Genomic DNA, 17,243 nt, shown 5'->3' with positions numbered 1-17,243 from the left:
CGCGCCGGGGCGCCGGAACCGGGCCCGGCGGGGCGGCGGTGGCCGCTGCGGAAGAAGGGGCGTGACAGAGCCCCCGGGGCGGACGGGGAGGCCGGGGCGCGGGTCGAGGGGCTCGCGGTGCGCCGGGGCCGCGTCGAGGCGCTGCGGCACGTCGACCTCACCGTGGTGCCCGGCGAGACCGTCGCGCTGATGGGCCGCAACGGCGCGGGCAAGTCCACCCTCCTGTCCACCCTGGTGGGCCTGGTGCCGCCGACCGCCGGGACCGTCCGCGTCGGCGGCGCCGTCCCGCACCGCACGGCGCCGCGCGACCTGATCCGCCGCGTCGGCCTCGTCCCGCAGGAGCCGCGCGACCTGCTGTACGCCGACACGGTCGCGGCCGAGTGCGCCGCCGCCGACCACGACGCCGGGGCGCCCGCGGGCCGCTGCCGCGCCCTGGTGGCGGAGCTGCTGCCGGGCATCGCGGACGACACGCACCCCCGGGACCTGTCGGAGGGCCAGCGCCTGGCCCTCGCCCTGGCGATCGTCCTCACCGCGCGCCCGCCCCTGCTGCTGCTCGACGAGCCGACCCGCGGCCTGGACTACGCGGCCAAGGCCCGCCTGGTCGCGATCCTGCGCGGCCTCGCCGCCGAGGGCCACGCGACCGTCCTCGCCACGCACGACGTGGAGCTGGCGGCCGAGCTGGCCCACCGCGTGGTGATCCTCGCCGACGGCGAGATCGTGGCCGACGGCCCCACGGCCGAGGTGGTCGTCTCCTCCCCGTCCTTCGCCCCGCAGGTCACCAAGGTCCTGGCGCCACAGGAGTGGCTGACGGTGACGCAGGTACGGGATGCCTTGGAGGCGGCCGATGAGTGACGGCAGCGCCCCGAAGGGGCACGGGGCCCGGACACATGCGGCTCCGCCGCGTGGGCGCGCCCGGCCCCACACGACCCGCGGAGGGCCTCCGGCCGCCCCGCAGGCCGCACAGGTACGCCCCGTCCGCCTGGGAAGGCGTTCCACCGCCGCCCTGGCCCTGGTCACCGCCGTAGGCGTCGCGGCCTTCGGCTGGCCCCTGCTCGCCGGGCCGGACTCGGGCCTGGGCGCGCACGCGCGGGACGCCCCCTGGCTCTTCGCCGCGCTGCTCCCGCTGCTGCTCGGGGTGGTCGTGGCGACCATCTCCGACGGCGGCCTGGACGCCAAGTCCGTCGCCATGCTCGGGGTGCTCGCCGCCGCCGGGGCCGCGCTGCGCCCGCTGGGGGCGGGCACGGCCGGGATCGAGCCGATGTTCTTCCTGATGGTGCTGAGCGGGCGCGTGCTCGGGCCCGGCTTCGGGTTCGTGCTCGGCGCGGTGTCGATGTTCGCCTCGGGGCTGCTGACCGGCGGGGTCGGGCCGTGGCTGCCGTTCCAGATGCTGGCCATGGGCTGGGTGTGCCTGGGCGCCGGGCTGCTGCCGGGCGCCGACGTCCTGCGCGGCCGCCGCGAGCTGTGGCTGCTCGGGGCGTACGGGGCGGTGGCCTCCGTCCTCTACGGCACCGTCATGAACCTCCAGGGCTGGCCCTACCTCTCCGGCCTCGCGACCGGCGTCTCCTTCGTGCCGGGCGACGCGGTCGGCGACAACCTGGCCCGCTTCGTGGCGTACTGCCTGGCCACCTCGCTGGGCTGGGACCTGCCGCGCGCCGTGCTCACGGTGGTGCTGAGCCTCGCGCTCGGCCCGGCCGTCCTGAAGGCGCTGCGCCGGGCCACGCGGCGGGCCGCTTTCGAGGCGCCGGTCACATTCGAGGAGCCGCGGGCGTAGCGGCCCGTACGCGGGCGGTGAGAACAGAGGGGTCCTCCTGGTGAGGCGTCCCACAGGACTTAGGTCCCCTACTAGGCGGCGCCGTAGCCGACCTTCTTGTCACGCCCACGCCAAAACCGCCTCTGACCTGCGGATTGAGAGCCAGATCACAGCGGGGCCCTTCGTCCCGGGTGCGAGTTCCACTAGTAAGAGGGGGGCATTGCCAGGGATTCCCGGGCCTGTTTCTCTGGATGAGTCGCACGGCGCCGAACGGCCGTACACGAGCCCCCCGGGCCCACCGGGAAACGCTCGAGGCCTCGGCGCCGGTGCATTGCCCCCGCCCCGCCGGGCGGGAGCGGCAAGCGCCCGCGACCACCCCGTCCCCCACCGGAAGGTCCTCCGTGTCCGTCTCGCTCCTCCGCCGCATCGCCACCCCCAAGAAGGCCCTCACCGGCGGTGCCCTCGCCGTCGCCGCCACCGGCATGGTCTTCGCCGCGGCCCCCGCCCAGGCCGCCCCGGCGTCCGACTCGGCCAAGGCCGTGGCGCAGCGAGTGATCGGTGACTCCGCCCAGTTCCAGTGCTTCGACCGGATCGTCTCGCACGAGAGCGGCTGGAACGTCACCGCCACGAACTCCTCCTCCGGCGCCTACGGCCTGGTCCAGGCCCTGCCGGGCTCGAAGATGTCCTCGGCGGGCTCCGACTGGAAGACCAACCCCGAGACCCAGATCAAGTGGGGCCACAAGTACATGAACGAGCGCTACGGCAGCCCGTGCGCGGCGTGGAGCCACTGGCAGGCCAACGGCTGGTACTGAGCCTGGCCCCTGGGCCTTGAGCGTGAGGCGGTCACCCCCGGCGGGGTGGCCGCCTCTCCGCGCTCCGCGCTCGTCCTCAAACGCCGGACGGGCTGATTCCGCCACATCCCGCCGTCGTCGGCCCCCCGCGCCGTTCCCCACCCACCCGCCCTTCATCGGCCTGACGGCCTCGTCCTCAAACGCCGGACGGGCTGAGATTGCCCCCTCGGTCGCCGTCGTCGACTGCCGGACACCCGACGCCCCCGAGTCAAGGCACCCCCAACCCGTCCGGCCGACGACGGCGAGACGGGGATAGCCAGCCCGTCCGGCGTTTGAGGACGAGGCGCGGAGCCCCAGACGGAGACGGCGAGGTGCGGCACCTCCAGCCCGTCCGGCGTTTGAGGACGAGGCGCGGAGCGCCGATGACGGGGGAAAGGGGCGGAGCCCCAGACGAAAGGGCGGGGGGCCGGGGGCGGCAGCCACCGGGGTCGGGGAAGGGGCGGGCCTGGGGCGCCCCGCGCGGGTTACAGCCGCTGGAGGATTGTGGCGGTGGCCAGCGCCCCGCCCGCACACATCGTGACCAGCGCGAACTCCCCGTCCCGCCGCTCCAGCTCGTGCAACGCCGTGGTCAGCAGCCGCACCCCCGTCGCCCCCACGGGATGCCCGAGCGCGATCGCGCCCCCGTTCACGTTCACCTTCTCCAGGTCCTGCTCGAAGACCCGCGCCCAGCTCAGCACCACGGAGGCGAAGGCCTCGTTGATCTCCACCAGGTCGATGTCGCGCAGGGACATCCCGGCCCTGCCGAGCACGGCCCGCGTGGCGTCGACGGGGCCGTCGAGGTGGAAGTGGGGGTCGGCCCCCACCAGCGCCTGGGCGACGACGCGGGCGCGCGGCCTGAGCTTCAGGGCCCGCGCCATCCGCTTGGACGCCCACAGCAGGGCCGCCGCCCCGTCCGAGATCTGCGAGGAGTTCCCCGCGGTGTGCACGGCGGTCGGCATGACCGGCTTGAGCCCCGCGAGCGCCTCCGGGGACGTGTCGCGTAACCCCTCGTCGCGGTGGACGAGCCGCCACATCCCCTGCCCGGCGGCCTGCTCCTCCTCGGTGGTGGGCACCTGCACGGCGAAGGTCTCCCGCTTGAAGCGCTCCTCGGCCCACGCGGCCGCCGCCCGCTCCTGGGACAGCAGCCCGAGGGCGTCCACGTCGCGCCGGGTCAGCCCGCGCCTGCGCGCGATGCGCTCGGCGGCCTCGAACTGGTTGGGCAGGTCCACGTTCCACTCGTCGGGGAACGGCTTGCCGGGCCCGTGCTTGCTGCCCGAGCCCAGCGGCACCCGGGACATCGACTCCACCCCGCAACTGATGCCGATGTCGATCACGCCCGCCGCGACCATGTTGGCGACCATGTGGCTCGCCTGCTGCGACGACCCGCACTGGCAGTCGACGGTGGTCGCGGCCGTCTCGGGGGGCAGCCCCATGGCGAGCCACGCCGTGCGCGCCGGGTTCATGGACTGCTCGCCCGCGTGCGTGACGGTGCCGCCGACGATCTGCTCGACGCAGTCGGCGTGGATGCCGGTCCGCCCCAGGAGCTCCCGGTAGGTCTCGCCGAGCAGATAGGCCGGGTGGAGGTTGGCGAGGGCCCCTCCGCGCTTGCCGATCGGGGTGCGTACGGCTTCGACGATGACGGGTTCGGCGGCCATGAGCTCGTCCTCTCCTCCGGGGTGGAACGGGACGTCCCGGCGCCCCGCCCGCGCGCGAGAACTAGTACGCGTTCTAGTTCCGTTCAGCAGTCTGCTGAGCCCCACCCCGCCCCCGCAAGGGTCGTGCACACACCCCGGGCCCGGCCCGCGCGCAACGAACGGGCCCACGGGCCTTGCCACTTATAGAACCCGTTACTACCTTTCGAGCCGACTACTGATGGGCCGTCAGCATTCCGGAGCACCCTCCGGTCCCCCGCTCCACAGCCGTCCCTGGAGTTCCCGATGCCCTGTCCCGCGCTGCCCGACGGGTTCGACTTCACCGACCCGGACGTCCTGCAAGACCGCGTGCCCTTCCCGGAGTTCGCACGCCTCAGGCAGGTGGAGCCGGTGCACTGGGTGGCCCAGCGGCCCGGGGTCGCGGGGTACGACGACGCGGGCTACTGGGCGGTGACCCGGCACGCGGACGTCAAGTACGTCTCCACGCACCCCGAGTTGTTCTCCTCCAGCACCAACACCGCGATCATCCGCTTCAACGAGTCCATCGGCCGCGACCAGATCGACGCCCAGAAGCTCATCATGATCAACATGGACCCGCCCGAGCACACCCGGGTCCGCCAGATCGTGCAGCGCGGCTTCACGCCCCGGGCCGTGCGCTCCCTGGAGCGGGCCCTGCGCGACCGCGCCGGCGCGGTCGTCCGGGCCGCCCTGGAGAGCGCCGGGGCCGACGGGTGCTTCGACTTCGTCACGCGGGTCGCCGTCGAGCTCCCGCTCCAGGCCATCGCCGAGCTCATCGGCGTCCCCCAGGAGGACCGCGCCAAGATCTTCGACTGGTCCAACAAGATGGCGGCGTACGACGACCCGGAGTACGCGGTCACCGCGGAGGTCGGCGCCGAGGCCGCCATGGAGATCGTCTCGTACGCCATGAACCTCGCCACCGCCCGCAAGGAGTGCCCGGCCGACGACATCGTCAGCCGGCTCGTCGCGGCGGAGGACGAGGGGAACCTCTCCTCCGACGAGTTCGGCTTCTTCGTGATCCTGCTCGCCGTCGCGGGCAACGAGACCACCCGCAACGCCATCACGCACGGCATGCACGCCTTCCTCACCCACCCCGGCCAGTGGGAGCTGTTCAAACGGGAGCGCCCGCGCACGGCCGCCGAGGAGATCGTGCGCTGGGCCACCCCGGTGGTCGCCTTCCAGCGCACGGCCACCGAGGACACCGAGCTCGGTGGCGCCCGGATCCGCCGGGGCGACCGCGTCGGGATCTTCTACTCCTCCGCCAACCACGACCCCGACGTCTTCGACGACCCCGACGCCTTCGACATCACCCGCGACCCCAACCCCCACCTCGGCTTCGGCGGCGGCGGCCCGCACTTCTGCCTCGGCAAGTCGCTGGCGGTCCTGGAGATCGACCTCATCTTCGACGCCGTCGCCGCGGCCATGCCGGACCTGCGCCTGGCCGGAGGGCCGCGCCGGCTGCGCTCGGCCTGGCTCAACGGCGTCAAGGAACTCCAGGTCGCCGTCCGCTGACACCCGCGCCCGCCGACGCGCACCCGCGGGTGTCAGCGGGCAAGGGACCCCACGGAAGGCCGGGCCCCACGGGAGGCGGGGGCACACCCCTACGCCCCGCTCCCGCCTCCCGTGGCCCGGACGTCCTCGGGATTCCGCCAGATGTTCATGTGATCGGCGCGGCACGCCAACGTTTTGGGCACCTCACGCGTCTTGAGGAAAGGACAACATCCGTCAAGAACCTCAAGACTTCGAACGGAAACGGTGACCGTGGTCTCTGCGGACCTCTCGCTCCTCCCGGCCGGCAGCTCGCCCACGGAGCGGAAGGGCCCCTTCCGTGCGTTCCGTTCCTTCTACCGGCGCCACCGCACACCCGTCCTCGCCACGGCCCCCACCCTGCCCCTGTACGCGCTGTGGGCGGCCGTCCTCGCCACCGGCGGCGGCGACCTCGCCGCGCAGCAGGCCTGGGCGCGCTTCGCCGACGACCACGGCTCCGCCGCCTACGGCCTCTTCTGGTACGGCGGCATGCACACCGCCAACTACAGCGTCATCTCCCCGTACGTGATGGCCGCGCTCGGCGTGAAGACGGTCACCGTGCTGTCCGGGATCGCCGGGGCCTGGCTGGTCGCGATGGTCATCGAGCGGGCCGGGGTGCGCCGCCCGCTCGCCCCGGCCGTGCTCGCCTCGCTCGCCGTGTGGTGCAACGTGGCCTCCGGGCGCACCACGTTCGCGCTCGGCGTCGCCTTCGGCCTCGGCGCGGTGCTCGCGCTCCTGGGCACCCGCCGCCTGACCGTCGCGGCGCTCTGCTCGGCCCTCGCCACCATGGCCTCGCCCGTGGCGGGCCTGTTCCTGCTGGTCGCCGGGGCGGGCTACGTCCTCGTCCGGGACTGGGGGCGGGCGCTGGTGCTCCTGGTGCCGCCGGTCGTGGTCGTGGCCACCACGACCGTGCTCTTCCCCTTCAAGGGCGAGCACCTGATGTGGGCGGACCGGGTGTTCCCGCCGGTCTTCTTCAGCCTGGTCCTGATCGTCGCCGGGCCGCGCGAGTGGCGGGTGCTGCGCCGGGGCGCGGGCGTGTACGCGGCCGGGACCGTCCTGACGTACCTCGTCCCGTCCCCGGTCGGCACGAACGTCGAGCGGCTCGCCGAGCTGGTGGCGCCCGCGCTGCTGCTCGCCGCCCTGCTGACCCCGGCCCTGACCGCGATGCGCCGGATGGCGCTGGTCACGGCCCTGGTCCTGTCGACGGCGTGGGTGGCGCAGAAGACCGCCGACGACCTGGAGGTGTCGACGGTCGTCCCGGCGTGGGCGACGGACACCGACGGCGTGGTGGACGCCCTGCGGCGGCTCGGCGCCGACCGGGGCCGCGTCGAGGTGGTCCCGGCCCGCAACCACCGCGAGGCCACCGCGCTCGCCCCGTACGTGAACATGGCCCGCGGCTGGAACCGCCAGCTCGACATCGAGCGGGGCCGCCTGTTCTACGACGGCTCGTTCTCCGCGGCCACGTACCGCGCGTGGCTGGACAAGTGGGCGGTCGGCTTCGTGGTCCTGCCGTCCGGCCGACCGGACGGGCCCGCCCTGGACGAGGCCGCGCTGGTGGCGAGCGGCCCGGAATGGCTGGAGCCGGTGTGGAAGGACCGGCACTGGCGGATCTTCCGGGTGCGGAACGCCGTGCCGATGGCGTCGGCCCCCGCCTCCGTGGTCCGCTCCACCAGTACGGAGGTGGTGGTGCGGGTCCCGGAGCGGGGGCCGGTGACGGTGCGGATCGTGTACTCGCCGTGGCTGCGGGCCGAGGGCGCGTGCCTGGCGAAGCAGGGCGACTTCACCCGGCTCACCGTGCCCGCGCCCGGCACGTACACGATCAGCTCGGGGTACGGTCGCCCGTCGCGTCCTGCCCGCTGCTGAGCGGGCCAGGTCCGTCCGGCTCGGTGGCCGCGCGGTCCGGCTTCCCGGCCGCACCGTCCGGAGAATTGGGCCCGTCGTCGGCGGCCCGGGGAGGTTCGGCGGTACCGGCCTTGGCGGTACCGGTCTCGGCGGTACCGGTCTCGGCGGTTCCGGCCTTGTCGGTACGGGCCTTCTCAGCCCCGGCCTTGTCGGTACCGGCCTTCTCAGCTCCCGCCTCGACGATCCCGGCCTTCTCCGTGCCGGTGGCCGCCTCGGCCGTGCGGGGCACCTCGGCCTCCGGGGGCGCGCCCCCGGCCGTGGCCACGGCGACCACCTGCTTCACACGCGGCCCCTGGAGCACGTACGTCAGGCCGAACCCGGCGCCGACCACGGCCGCGCCGCCCACCGCGTCGAGCACCCAGTGGTTGCCGGTGCCCACGATCGCGCACACCGTGAAGAACGGGTGCAGCAGGCCCAGGACCTTCATCCACCACTTCGGCGCGAGGATCGCTATGACCAGGCCGCACCAGAGCGACCAGCCGAAGTGCAGTGAGGGCATCGCCGCGTACTGGTTGGTGAGCTTGGTGAGCGTGCCGTAGTCCGGCTGCGAGAAGTCCTGCGGGCCGTGCACGGTGTCGATGAAGCCGAGGTCGGGCATCAGGCGGGGCGGCGCCAGCGGGTAGCCCCAGAAGCCGACGAGCGCCAGGATCGTGGCGAAGCCGAGCGCCGAGCGCGCCCAGCGGTACTGCGCCGGGCGGCGCAGGTAGAGCACGGCGAGCACGCTCAGCGGCACCACGAAGTGGAACGACGTGTAGTAGAAGTTGAAGAAGCTCTCCATCCACGGCGTGCGCGACGTCAGATGGTTGAACCAGTGCTCGACGTCGATGTGCAGGAACTGCTCGACGGAGTGGATCTGCTCCCCGTGGTGCTCGGCCCGCTCGCGCCCGCCGGAGATGGTGCCGCCGGTCGCCGCGAGCCGGGTCTGCTGGTAGGCGGAGTAGCCGACACGGATCAGGAGCAGTTCGAGCAGCAGGTTCGGCCGGGTGAGCACGCGCCGCCAGAACGGGAACAGCGGCACCCACGACCACCGCGCCGGCACCGGAGCGGCGTACGAGGTGGGGACCGGCGTCCGGTACTCCGGCGCGGTCCGGGACAGGAACGGCACGAACAGCGCGGAGGCCAGCGCGGCCAGCAGGACGACGTTGTCGCGCAGCGGCTCCAGGAGCGACATGTTCGGCAGCATCATCTTCGACGGCAGCGTCATCACCAGGACGATGGCGATGGGCCACACGTACCGGTCCGAGGCGCGTCTGCCGACCCGGCCGACCACCGCGAGCAGCAGCCACAGGAGCTGGTGCTGCCAGCTCGTCGGGGACACGGCGATGGCCACGCAGCCGGTGAGCGCGACCGCGAGCAGCAGTTGTCCGTCACGCGCGTACGTCACCGCGCGGCGCAGGCCGAGGACGGCCACGGCCACGCCGAGGGCCAGGAACAGCGCTATTTCGACCGGGCCCTGAAGGCCGAGGCGGAGCAGGGCGCCGTGCAGCGACTGGTTGGCGTTGGCGTCGGGGTTCGCGCCGAGGCCCGCGCCCGCCAGGTGGTGCACCCAGTACGTCCACGAGTCGTGCGGCAGGGCCGCCCAGGCGACGGCGGTCAGCGCGGCGAAGGTGGCGCCGAGGGACGCGGTGGCCTTCCTGCGGCCGGTGAACCACAGCAGCGGCGCGAAGAGCAGCACGGTCGGCTGGAGCGCGGCGGCCACGCCGACGAGGACACCGCAGGTGCGCTCGGAGCGGACGGCGAAGCAGCCGAGCAGCACGAGCAGGACCGGGATGATGCTGGTCTGCCCCAGGTGCAGCGTGTTGCGCACCGGCAGGGAGAGCATGAGCAGGCAGATCGCGACGGGCGCCGCGAGCAGCGAGGTGCGCCGGGACACGGGCTGCGGCAGGGCACGGGCGGCGACGAGGCCGAGCGCGGCGACCAGGCCCAGGGTGCCGAAGGTCCAGGCCCAGCCGAGGGCCTGCTCGGCCGCGCTGGTCAGCGGCTTGAGGACGAGCCCGGCGAACGGCGTGCCGGTGAACTTGTCCGCGTCGTACAGCGAGCCCTTCACGTGCAGGACGCCGTTCGGCCCGACCCAGGTCTCCAGGTCGGTCAGCCGCTCGCCCTTGGGGGTGCGCAGGACGACGGCCGCCTGCCGGACGGCGAGGACGGCGGCGATCAGCCACAGGGCGACACGGATCGCCGCGATCCGCGCCGTGGGCGAACCGGACGGTCCCGCGCCCAAGGCGTTCCCCGGTCCCCTCTGCTCAACATTCGCCACGCCCTGTCGGCCCTCCCGCCCCATCCGTGCATCCTCGGTCAACGCGCCAGGAGATCCGCGATCTCGTCCGCGGGGGCCCGCGCGTGCCCCTGACTGAGACGCGCGCGATCCCCTCTTCACCTGGCAGTCACACCGCTTTCTATCGGCTTTTCGACTCCGGTGCCCAACCGGGGGGCCGCCCCGGGTCCGGTCGCGCCCGGCGCTCCGTCCCGGCGCGGTGGTCCGCACCCGGTCTTTCCCGGGCGTCCCCGTCCCCGGGTGCCCGGTTCCCGGCCCGGGACGCGACATAGATCACAAGGGAGCCGTGTCCGTACTGGACCATCTTGATCCGTTTGGGCTGCGTACAGCCACTTTTTCCGCCCTCTGGAAACGGAGGATCACAATCCGTAAAGGTGCTGCCTCCACCTATCGTCGTCGACTTGTCCTGTAGTCGACCGAAAGGCAGGCGAGCGAGCCCTTGCCGTACGCCAACCCCGTCGCACTCCGCAAACAGGCGGTGCCGCCCCCCGCGGCGCCCCGCAGCCAGGAGACCGCCGAGGCCACCGTCACCGACCCGGTGCTCGTGAGGCGCGCCGTGAAGGCGGCGGCGCTCGGCAACGCGATGGAGTGGTTCGACTTCGGCGTCTACAGCTACATCGCGGTCACGCTGGGCAAGGTGTTCTTCCCCTCCGGCAACCCGACGGCGCAGCTCCTGTCCACCTTCGGCGCGTTCGCCGCCGCGTTCCTCATCCGTCCGCTGGGCGGCATGGTCTTCGGGCCTCTGGGCGACCGCGTGGGCCGCCAGAAGATCCTCGCCCTCACCATGATCATGATGGCGGCGGGCACCTTCGCCATCGGCCTCATCCCGTCGTACGCGACGATCGGCGTCTGGGCGCCGGTCCTGCTCCTGGCCGCCCGCCTCGTGCAGGGCTTCTCCACGGGCGGCGAGTACGCGGGCGCCTCCACCTTCATCGCCGAGTACGCCCCCGACAAGCGGCGCGGCTTCCTCGGGAGCTGGCTGGAGTTCGGCACGCTCGCCGGCTACATCGGCGGCGCGGGCCTGGTGACCCTGATGACCGCGCTGCTCTCCACGGACGACCTGCTCTCCTGGGGCTGGCGCGTGCCGTTCCTCATCGCGGGCCCGATGGGCCTGATCGGCCTGTACCTGCGCCTGCGCCTGGAGGAGACCCCGGCGTTCGCCGCCCAGTTGGAGAAGGCCCACGCCGACGAGCGCACCCGCGAGAAGGTGCGGCTGCGCGACCTGGTGACATCCCAGTGGCGGGCCCTGCTCCTGTGCGTGGGCCTGGTCCTGGTCTTCAACGTCACCGACTACATGCTCCTGTCGTACATGCCGACGTACCTGACCAGCGAGATGAAGTACGACGAGACGCACGGCCTGCTCGTGGTGCTCGCGGTGATGGCGCTGATGATGTGCGTCCAGCCGTTCGCCGGCGCGCTCACGGACCGCGTCGGCCGCCGCCCCGTCATCGCGGCGGGCTGCGCGGGCTTCCTGCTCCTGTCCGCGCCCGCCCTGCTCCTGATCCGCACCGGCTCCCTGTGGGCCATCGCCCTCGGCATGGCCGCCCTCGGCCTGCTCCTGGTCTGCTTCACCGCGTCCATGCCGTCGGCGCTCCCGGCCCTGTTCCCGACGAAGGTCCGCTACGGCTCGCTGTCCATCGGCTTCAACATCTCCGTGTCCGTCTTCGGCGGTACGACGCCGCTGGTGGTCACCGCGCTCATCGGCGCGACCGGGGACCGGATGATGCCCGCGTACTACATGATGGCCGCGGCGGTGGTGGGCGGCTTCGCCGTCTGGCGCATGGCGGAGTCGGCGGGGCGGCCGCTGCCGGGGTCGGCGCCCTCCCACTGAGCCTGGCCCCTGGGCCTTGGGCGGGGGTCCGCCCTTGCTTCCCACCCGCCCACCCGCCCGGCCCGGCACGTCCACGCGGCCCCGACCTGGCGGCTTCCGGCTTCGTCGACACCGATCACCTGTCCCGCCGCTCCGCGACGGATGTCTCCCACCCGCCCACCCGTCCGGCCCGGCGTCCACGCCCGGCCCCGACCTGGCGGCTCACGGTTCGTCGTCGGCGATCGCCCTGTGCCGCCGCTTCGCGACGGATGTCTCCCACCCGCCCACCCGCCCGGGCCCGCGGACGCGCTCGGTCCCGGCCTGACGGCTCACGGTGCGTCGTCGGGGGTTTGCTGTCCCGCCCGGGCCTGAGGGCGCGCTCGGTCGCGGCCTAGTGGCTTGCGGTGCGTCGTCGGGGGGGTGGTTTTCAGCCCGTCCGGCGTTTGAGGACGAGGCGCGGAGCGCTGATGGCGGGGTCCAGGGGCGGAGCCCCTGGTTTCGGGAAGGGGTGGGATTGGGGAGCCCCCGGCAGGGCCCACCGGCCCACCCCGACCCGGAAGGAGCACCAGTGACCCCCCAACCCGCTCAGCCCGAGTGGACCACCGTGGACACCTACCTCGCGGACCTCCTCACCCCGGAGGACGACGCCCTCGCCCACGCCCACCGCACCAGCGAGGCCGCCGGCCTGCCCCCCATCGCCGTCACCCCGACCCAGGGCAAGTTCCTCCACCTGCTCGCCCTCCTGACCCCGGCCCGCCGCATCCTGGAGATCGGCACCCTCGGCGGCTACAGCACCATCTGGCTGGCCCGCGCCCTCCCGGCGGGCGGCCACCTCGTCACCCTCGAATACGCCCCGGCCCACGCCACGGTGGCCCGCGCCAACCTCACCCACGCGGGCCTGGACAAGGTCACCGAGCTGCGCACGGGCCCGGCCCTGGAGTCCCTCGCCGCGCTGCACGCCGAGGGCGCCGACCCGTTCGACCTGGTCTTCATCGACGCGGACAAGGTGAACAACGCCCGCTACCTGGAGTGGACCCTGAAGCTGACCCGCCCGGGCAGCCTGATCGTCCTGGACAACGTGGTCCGCGGCGGCCGGGTCGCCGACCCCGCCGCGGCCGACGAACCGGACATCCGCGGCACCCACGAGGCCCTGGAACTCGTCGCGAGCCACCCGAGGCTCGACGGCACGGCGGTGCAGACGGTGGGCGCGAAGGGCTACGACGGCTTCGCCCTGATCCGCGTACGGGACTGATCCACGCGCGGACCGATCCGCGCACGGAACCGATCCGCGTACGGGACATGATCTGTTCGGGACTGCGAGCGACGGCCCCTCGAAGCCTCAGCCCTCGTGGTAGAAGCCCACGTTCACGCTGCGCGGGCCCGACCGGTCCTGGACGACGATCTCCCCGGAGCCGCCCCGGGGCAGCGGCGCCGCTCCGCCGTAGGGGAGCGGCGTCGCGCTGCCGCCGGTGTGGACGCGCACCTCGGAGGCCGGATCGGGCTGGGAGCCGCGCAGCCAGGTGACGGTCCAGACGCCGTCGGCGCCGCAGCGGAACTCCAGGTGCGTACGGGAGACGAACAGCCAGTCCTGCGGCGGTACCAGTCGGCACACGGCGCCGTCCCGTCCGACGCGCAGCACGGCGCCCGGTTCGCTGGGCACCTCGGCCATCGTCATGCCCGCGGTCGCCCCCGCGTCCGCACCCGACAGCGTGGCCATCGTGAGCTCCAGCATCTCCGCACCCCCATGAAGTCGGACACTCGCGCGCATCCTAGCCCCGCCCGCGCCGCGCGCCCTTTGGGACGATGGAACGCATGACGGAGCGGAAGCCACCCGGTGTGAGTTTCGAGTCGTGGATCGACCGCCAGATCCGCGAGGCGGAGGAGCGCGGGGACTTCGCCGCGCTGCCCGGCCGCGGCGAGCCCCTGCCCGACGACGCGAACGCGCCGTACGACGAACTGTGGTGGGTCAAGCGGAAGCTGGCCCGCGAGGGCGTGTCCGTGCTGTCGCCGACGCTCGCGCTGCGCAAGGAGGCGGAGGACGTCCTCGCGGCCGCGGCGGACGCGCCGTCCGAGCGCGTGGCGCGGCGCCTGGTGACGGAGCTGAACGACAAGATCCGCGAGGCGCTGCGCACCCCTCCGCCGGGCCCGCCGCTGGGCCTGCGGCCGTACGACGTGGAGGAGGTGGCGCGCGGCTGGCGCGAACGGCACGGCGGCTGACCGGGACCTCACGCCATCCTCACGCGGCGGTACGGGAGGATGGGGCGCATGAGCATCGTGAAGATCAACGTCCTGAACGTGCCCGCCGAGCAGCGCGAGGTCCTGGAGCAGCGCTTCGCGTCCCGCGCGGGCGCCGTCGAGAACTCGGACGGCTTCGAGTGGTTCGAGCTCCTGCGCCCGGTGGAGGGCACGGACGACTACCTGGTGTACACGCGCTGGCGCGACGAGGCGTCGTTCCAGGCCTGGATGGAGGGCCCCATGAAGGCGGCCCACCAAGGCGGCGCGGACCGCCCCAAGCCCGCGGCCACGGGCAACGAGGTCTGGTCCTTCGAGGTCGTCCAGCAGGCAGCACCGAAGCAGGCCTGACCCCCGCCCCAAGCCGGTCCAACGAAGCCAGGCGTCACGGGTGGGCGGGTGGGAAAGCCCACGACAGCGCCGCAGGCAGCAGAAACCGGGGAGCACCCCACCCACCCCAGGCCGCGCCGGCGAAGCCGGGCGTAACGGGCGGGCGGGTGGGCGGGTGGGAAAGCCCACGCCAGCGCCGCAGGCAGCAGAAACCGGGGAGCACCCCACCCACCCCAGGCCGCGCCGGCGAAGCCGGGCGTAACGGGCGGGCGGGTGGGAAAGCCCACGCCAGCGCCGCAGGCAGCAGAAACCGGGGAGCACCCCACCCACCCCAGGCCGCGCCAGCGAAGCCAGGCGTGACGGGCGGGCGGGTGGGAAAGCCCACGCCAGCGCCGCAGGCAGCAGGGACCGGGGAGCACCCCACCCGCCCTGGGCCCCGCCAGGGCCGGCCCCGGTCAGCGGGAGGGGGCTCGGGGGCGTTCCGCCACGGAGCCGCACAGTTCCGCGCCCAGCTCCTCCACCAACCGCATCAGATCCGTCGGCCGCCCCGGCGTCCACCAGTCCCCCAGCAGCTCCGCCAGCGACTCCTCGCGGGCCTTGGCGAGCCGCGCGGCGACCTCGCGGCCCGCGGGGGCCAGCCACAGGCCCAGGCCCTCGCGCAGCACCAGGCGGCGCTCCTCCAACTGCCGCGCGGCCTGCGTGATGACGGTCAGCGGCACCACGCTGCGCTCGGCGAGCGCCCCGGGCTCCACGTGCCCGTGGCGGCTGACCCGCAGCAGCAGCCAGCTCGCGGCGGGCAGCAGGTCGTACCCGGCCCGCCGGGTGATGTCCTCGTACACCGCGCGCCGCCCCTCCCGCGTACCGAGGACGGACAGGGCCCGCGCCACCTCGTCGTACGAGGACCGCTGCACCGGGTTGCTGGCGAGCGTCTGCGTGGGGTCGGGCGCGGTGACCGCGCGGCGCAGCTTGTCCTCGCGCAGCAGCCAGGCCAGCGCGAAGGCGACGACGGCGGCCGGCGCCGCGTACAGGAAGACGTCGGTGATGGAGCTGGCGTACGCGCTGACGACGCCGGGCCGCAGCGCGGCGGGCAGCTCCGCGATGCCGCGCGGGTCGGCCTTGAGGGAGTCCACGGTGACGCCCGGCGGCAGGTCCCGGCCGCCCAGGAACGCGGCGAGCTTGTCGCCGAGCCGGTTGGTGAAGACGGTGCCGAAGACCGCCACGCCGAACGAGGCGCCGATGGAGCGGAAGAAGGTCGCGCCGGAGGTGGCGACACCCAGGTCCTCGTAGCCGACGGCGTTCTGCACGATCAGGACGAGCACCTGCATGACGAGGCCGAGCCCGAACCCGAAGACGAAGAAGTACGCGCTCATCTCGACCGTCGGGCTGTCCGGTTTGAGCTGGTGCAGGAGCAGCAGCCCGAGCGCGGTGATGCCGGTGCCCGCGACGGGGAACACCTTCCAGCGCCCGGTCCGGCTGACGATCTGCCCGGACCCGGTCGACGCGATGAGCATGCCGACGACCATCGGCAGCATGTGCACGCCCGACATGGTCGGCGAGACGCCCTGGACGACCTGGAGGAACGTCGGCAGGTACGTCATGGCCCCGAACATCGCGAAGCCGACGACGAAGCTGATGACGGCGGACAGGGTGAAGGTCCGCACCCGGAACAGCCGCAGCGGGATCACCGGCTCCGCCGCCCGCCGCTCGACCGCCACGAAGCACACCGCGAGCACCACCCCGAGCACGGCGAGCCCGATGATCCGCGGCGAGCCCCAGGGCCAGGTGGTGCCGCCGAGCGAGGCGACGAGCACGAAGCAGGTGGCGACGGAGGCGATGAGGAACGTGCCGAGGTAGTCGATGGTGTGGCGGGCGGTGCGGGCCGGGATGCGCAGCGCGACGGCGATGACGGCGAGCGCGACCGCGCCGACGGGCAGGTTGACGTAGAAGACCCAGCGCCAGCTCAGGTGCTGGGTGAACAGGCCGCCGAGCAGCGGCCCGAGCACGCTGGTGGCGCCGAAGACGGCGCCGAAGAGGCCCTGGTAGCGGCCGCGGTCGCGCGGCGACACGAGGTCGCCGACGATCGCCATCGACAGGACCATGAGCCCGCCGCCGCCGAGGCCCTGGAGGGCGCGGAAGGCGATGAGCTCGCCCATGTTCTGGGCGGCCCCGCACAGCGCCGAACCCACCAGGAAGATCACGATGGCGGACTGGAAGAGGCGTTTGCGGCCGTACTGGTCGCCGAGCTTGCCCCACAGCGGGGTGGCGGCCGTGGCGGCCAGCAGATACGCCGTGACCACCCACGACAGGTGCTCCATCCCGCCGAGGTCGCTGACGATCGTCGGCAGGGCGGTGGAGACGATGGTCTGGTCCAGGGCGGCGAGCAGCATGCCGAGCAGCAGCGCGCCGATGGACACCAGCACACCGCCGGACACGTGCTCCTGTGCCCCTGTCCCGCGTCCCGGCCCACTCGGCCGTGTGCTCACGTCCTGCGTCATGGACACCTCCCCGGGTGCTCCTCCAACTCCATCGTGGGCCGTGTCTCCCGTTATGGCCTGTTGAGTCGTACGGCTGCATACTCCTGGAGAGCTCTGCGGGGCGGCCGAGGGAGGGGAGCACCCAGTGAGCGAGCGGCACGGGAGGCCCATGGGGCCCGAGGAGCCCGCCTTAGGACCTGGTACGGGGGCCGGTGAGGCGCCCGCGGGGCCCGTCTGTCCCCGGTGCGGCACCGCGCGGGCACCCGACGGCGCGCCCGTCTGCGGTTGCGCGCGGCAGGCGGCGGACGCCGTCCTGGAGACCCGCTCCGCGCAGGCCGCGGCCGCCGAGGACTTCGATCCGCTGCGCATCCGGCCGTACGTGACGCTGCCGGAGCCCGCGTCGCCGCTCCCGGCGCTCGCGTCGGCGCCGCTGCCGCCGGGGC

At 73.6% G+C, this 17,243-nt stretch carries 13 protein-coding genes and 1 pseudogene; 10 read left to right on the top strand and 4 right to left on the bottom strand.

The window, feature by feature from the left end; translation table 11 throughout:
• The 3 genes from IE330_RS33650 to IE330_RS33640 form a co-directional block, all read left to right on the top strand.
• The coding region (locus IE330_RS33650) for an energy-coupling factor ABC transporter ATP-binding protein (RefSeq protein ID WP_190139970.1) at positions 1 to 852 on the top strand (852 nt) is incomplete at its 5' end.
• Positions 845 to 1,771, top strand: a complete 927-nt coding sequence (locus IE330_RS33645; RefSeq protein WP_190139969.1) for an ECF transporter S component — start codon at positions 845 to 847, stop codon at positions 1,769 to 1,771. The genes IE330_RS33650 and IE330_RS33645, both read left to right, overlap by 8 nt.
• A 380-nt stretch (positions 1,772 to 2,151) precedes the next feature.
• A complete protein-coding gene (locus IE330_RS33640) occupies positions 2,152 to 2,562 on the top strand; it encodes an aggregation-promoting factor C-terminal-like domain-containing protein (protein ID WP_229926111.1) in 411 nt (136 codons plus the stop codon).
• Positions 2,563 to 3,065: 503 nt separating this feature from the next.
• Here IE330_RS33640 and IE330_RS33635 read toward each other — a convergent pair.
• On the bottom strand, positions 3,066 to 4,235 hold the full coding sequence (locus IE330_RS33635) for a steroid 3-ketoacyl-CoA thiolase (RefSeq protein ID WP_190139967.1): 1,170 nt from the start codon (positions 4,233 to 4,235) through the stop codon (positions 3,066 to 3,068).
• 282 nt (positions 4,236 to 4,517) lie between these two features.
• Between IE330_RS33635 and IE330_RS33630 the strand changes: the two genes are divergently transcribed.
• Positions 4,518 to 5,762 (top strand): cytochrome P450, encoded by a 1,245-nt coding sequence (locus tag IE330_RS33630; RefSeq protein ID WP_190139966.1) that lies wholly within the window; start codon positions 4,518 to 4,520, stop codon positions 5,760 to 5,762.
• 243 nt (positions 5,763 to 6,005) lie between these two features.
• Complete coding sequence (locus IE330_RS33625) at positions 6,006 to 7,640, top strand: DUF8823 domain-containing protein (RefSeq protein WP_190139965.1); 1,635 nt, start codon at positions 6,006 to 6,008, stop codon at positions 7,638 to 7,640.
• Here IE330_RS33625 and IE330_RS33620 read toward each other — a convergent pair.
• Complete coding sequence (locus IE330_RS33620; protein ID WP_444546241.1) at positions 7,597 to 9,936, bottom strand: bifunctional glycosyltransferase 87/phosphatase PAP2 family protein; 2,340 nt, start codon at positions 9,934 to 9,936, stop codon at positions 7,597 to 7,599. The two genes, IE330_RS33625 and IE330_RS33620, sit on opposite strands and share 44 nt — an antisense overlap.
• Positions 9,937 to 10,432: 496 nt before the next feature.
• Between IE330_RS33620 and proP the strand changes: the two genes are divergently transcribed.
• The gene (gene proP, locus IE330_RS33615) at positions 10,433 to 11,785 is read left to right on the top strand and encodes a glycine betaine/L-proline transporter ProP (RefSeq protein ID WP_190139971.1); all 1,353 of its coding nucleotides are present in this window, start codon (positions 10,433 to 10,435) and stop codon (positions 11,783 to 11,785) included.
• A 547-nt stretch (positions 11,786 to 12,332) separates the two neighbouring features.
• Positions 12,333 to 13,016: an O-methyltransferase gene (locus IE330_RS33610; protein ID WP_190139964.1), complete on the top strand. Its 684-nt coding sequence runs from the start codon at positions 12,333 to 12,335 to the stop codon at positions 13,014 to 13,016.
• Positions 13,017 to 13,103: 87 nt separating this feature from the next.
• On the opposite strand, the gene IE330_RS33605 is transcribed toward IE330_RS33610, so the two are convergent.
• Positions 13,104 to 13,496 (bottom strand): FHA domain-containing protein, encoded by a 393-nt coding sequence (locus IE330_RS33605; protein WP_190139963.1) that lies wholly within the window; start codon positions 13,494 to 13,496, stop codon positions 13,104 to 13,106.
• A gap of 80 nt (positions 13,497 to 13,576) precedes the next feature.
• On the opposite strand from IE330_RS33605, the gene IE330_RS33600 reads away from it, so the two are divergent.
• Complete coding sequence (locus tag IE330_RS33600; protein ID WP_190139962.1) at positions 13,577 to 13,981, top strand: DnaJ family domain-containing protein; 405 nt, start codon at positions 13,577 to 13,579, stop codon at positions 13,979 to 13,981.
• Between the two features lie 48 nt (positions 13,982 to 14,029).
• Entirely contained in the window at positions 14,030 to 14,347 is a 318-nt protein-coding gene (locus tag IE330_RS33595) for an antibiotic biosynthesis monooxygenase family protein (RefSeq protein ID WP_190139961.1), read from the top strand.
• 434 nt (positions 14,348 to 14,781) lie between these two features.
• On the opposite strand, the gene IE330_RS33590 is transcribed toward IE330_RS33595, so the two are convergent.
• Positions 14,782 to 16,821, bottom strand: coding sequence for an MFS transporter (locus IE330_RS33590; RefSeq protein ID WP_190139960.1), 2,040 nt, complete (start codon positions 16,819 to 16,821; stop codon positions 14,782 to 14,784).
• 124 nt (positions 16,822 to 16,945) lie between these two features.
• On the opposite strand from IE330_RS33590, the pseudogene IE330_RS39380 reads away from it, so the two are divergent.
• A pseudogene (locus IE330_RS39380) lies at positions 16,946 to 17,243 on the top strand (hypothetical protein); the annotation flags it as partial.

The sequence above is a fragment of the Streptomyces longispororuber genome (genome assembly GCF_014656095.1).
Taxonomy (GTDB): domain Bacteria; phylum Actinomycetota; class Actinomycetes; order Streptomycetales; family Streptomycetaceae; genus Streptomyces; species Streptomyces longispororuber.
Note: the sequence above shows the minus strand (reverse complement) of the source record. Positions and strands in the feature narration are given on the sequence as shown.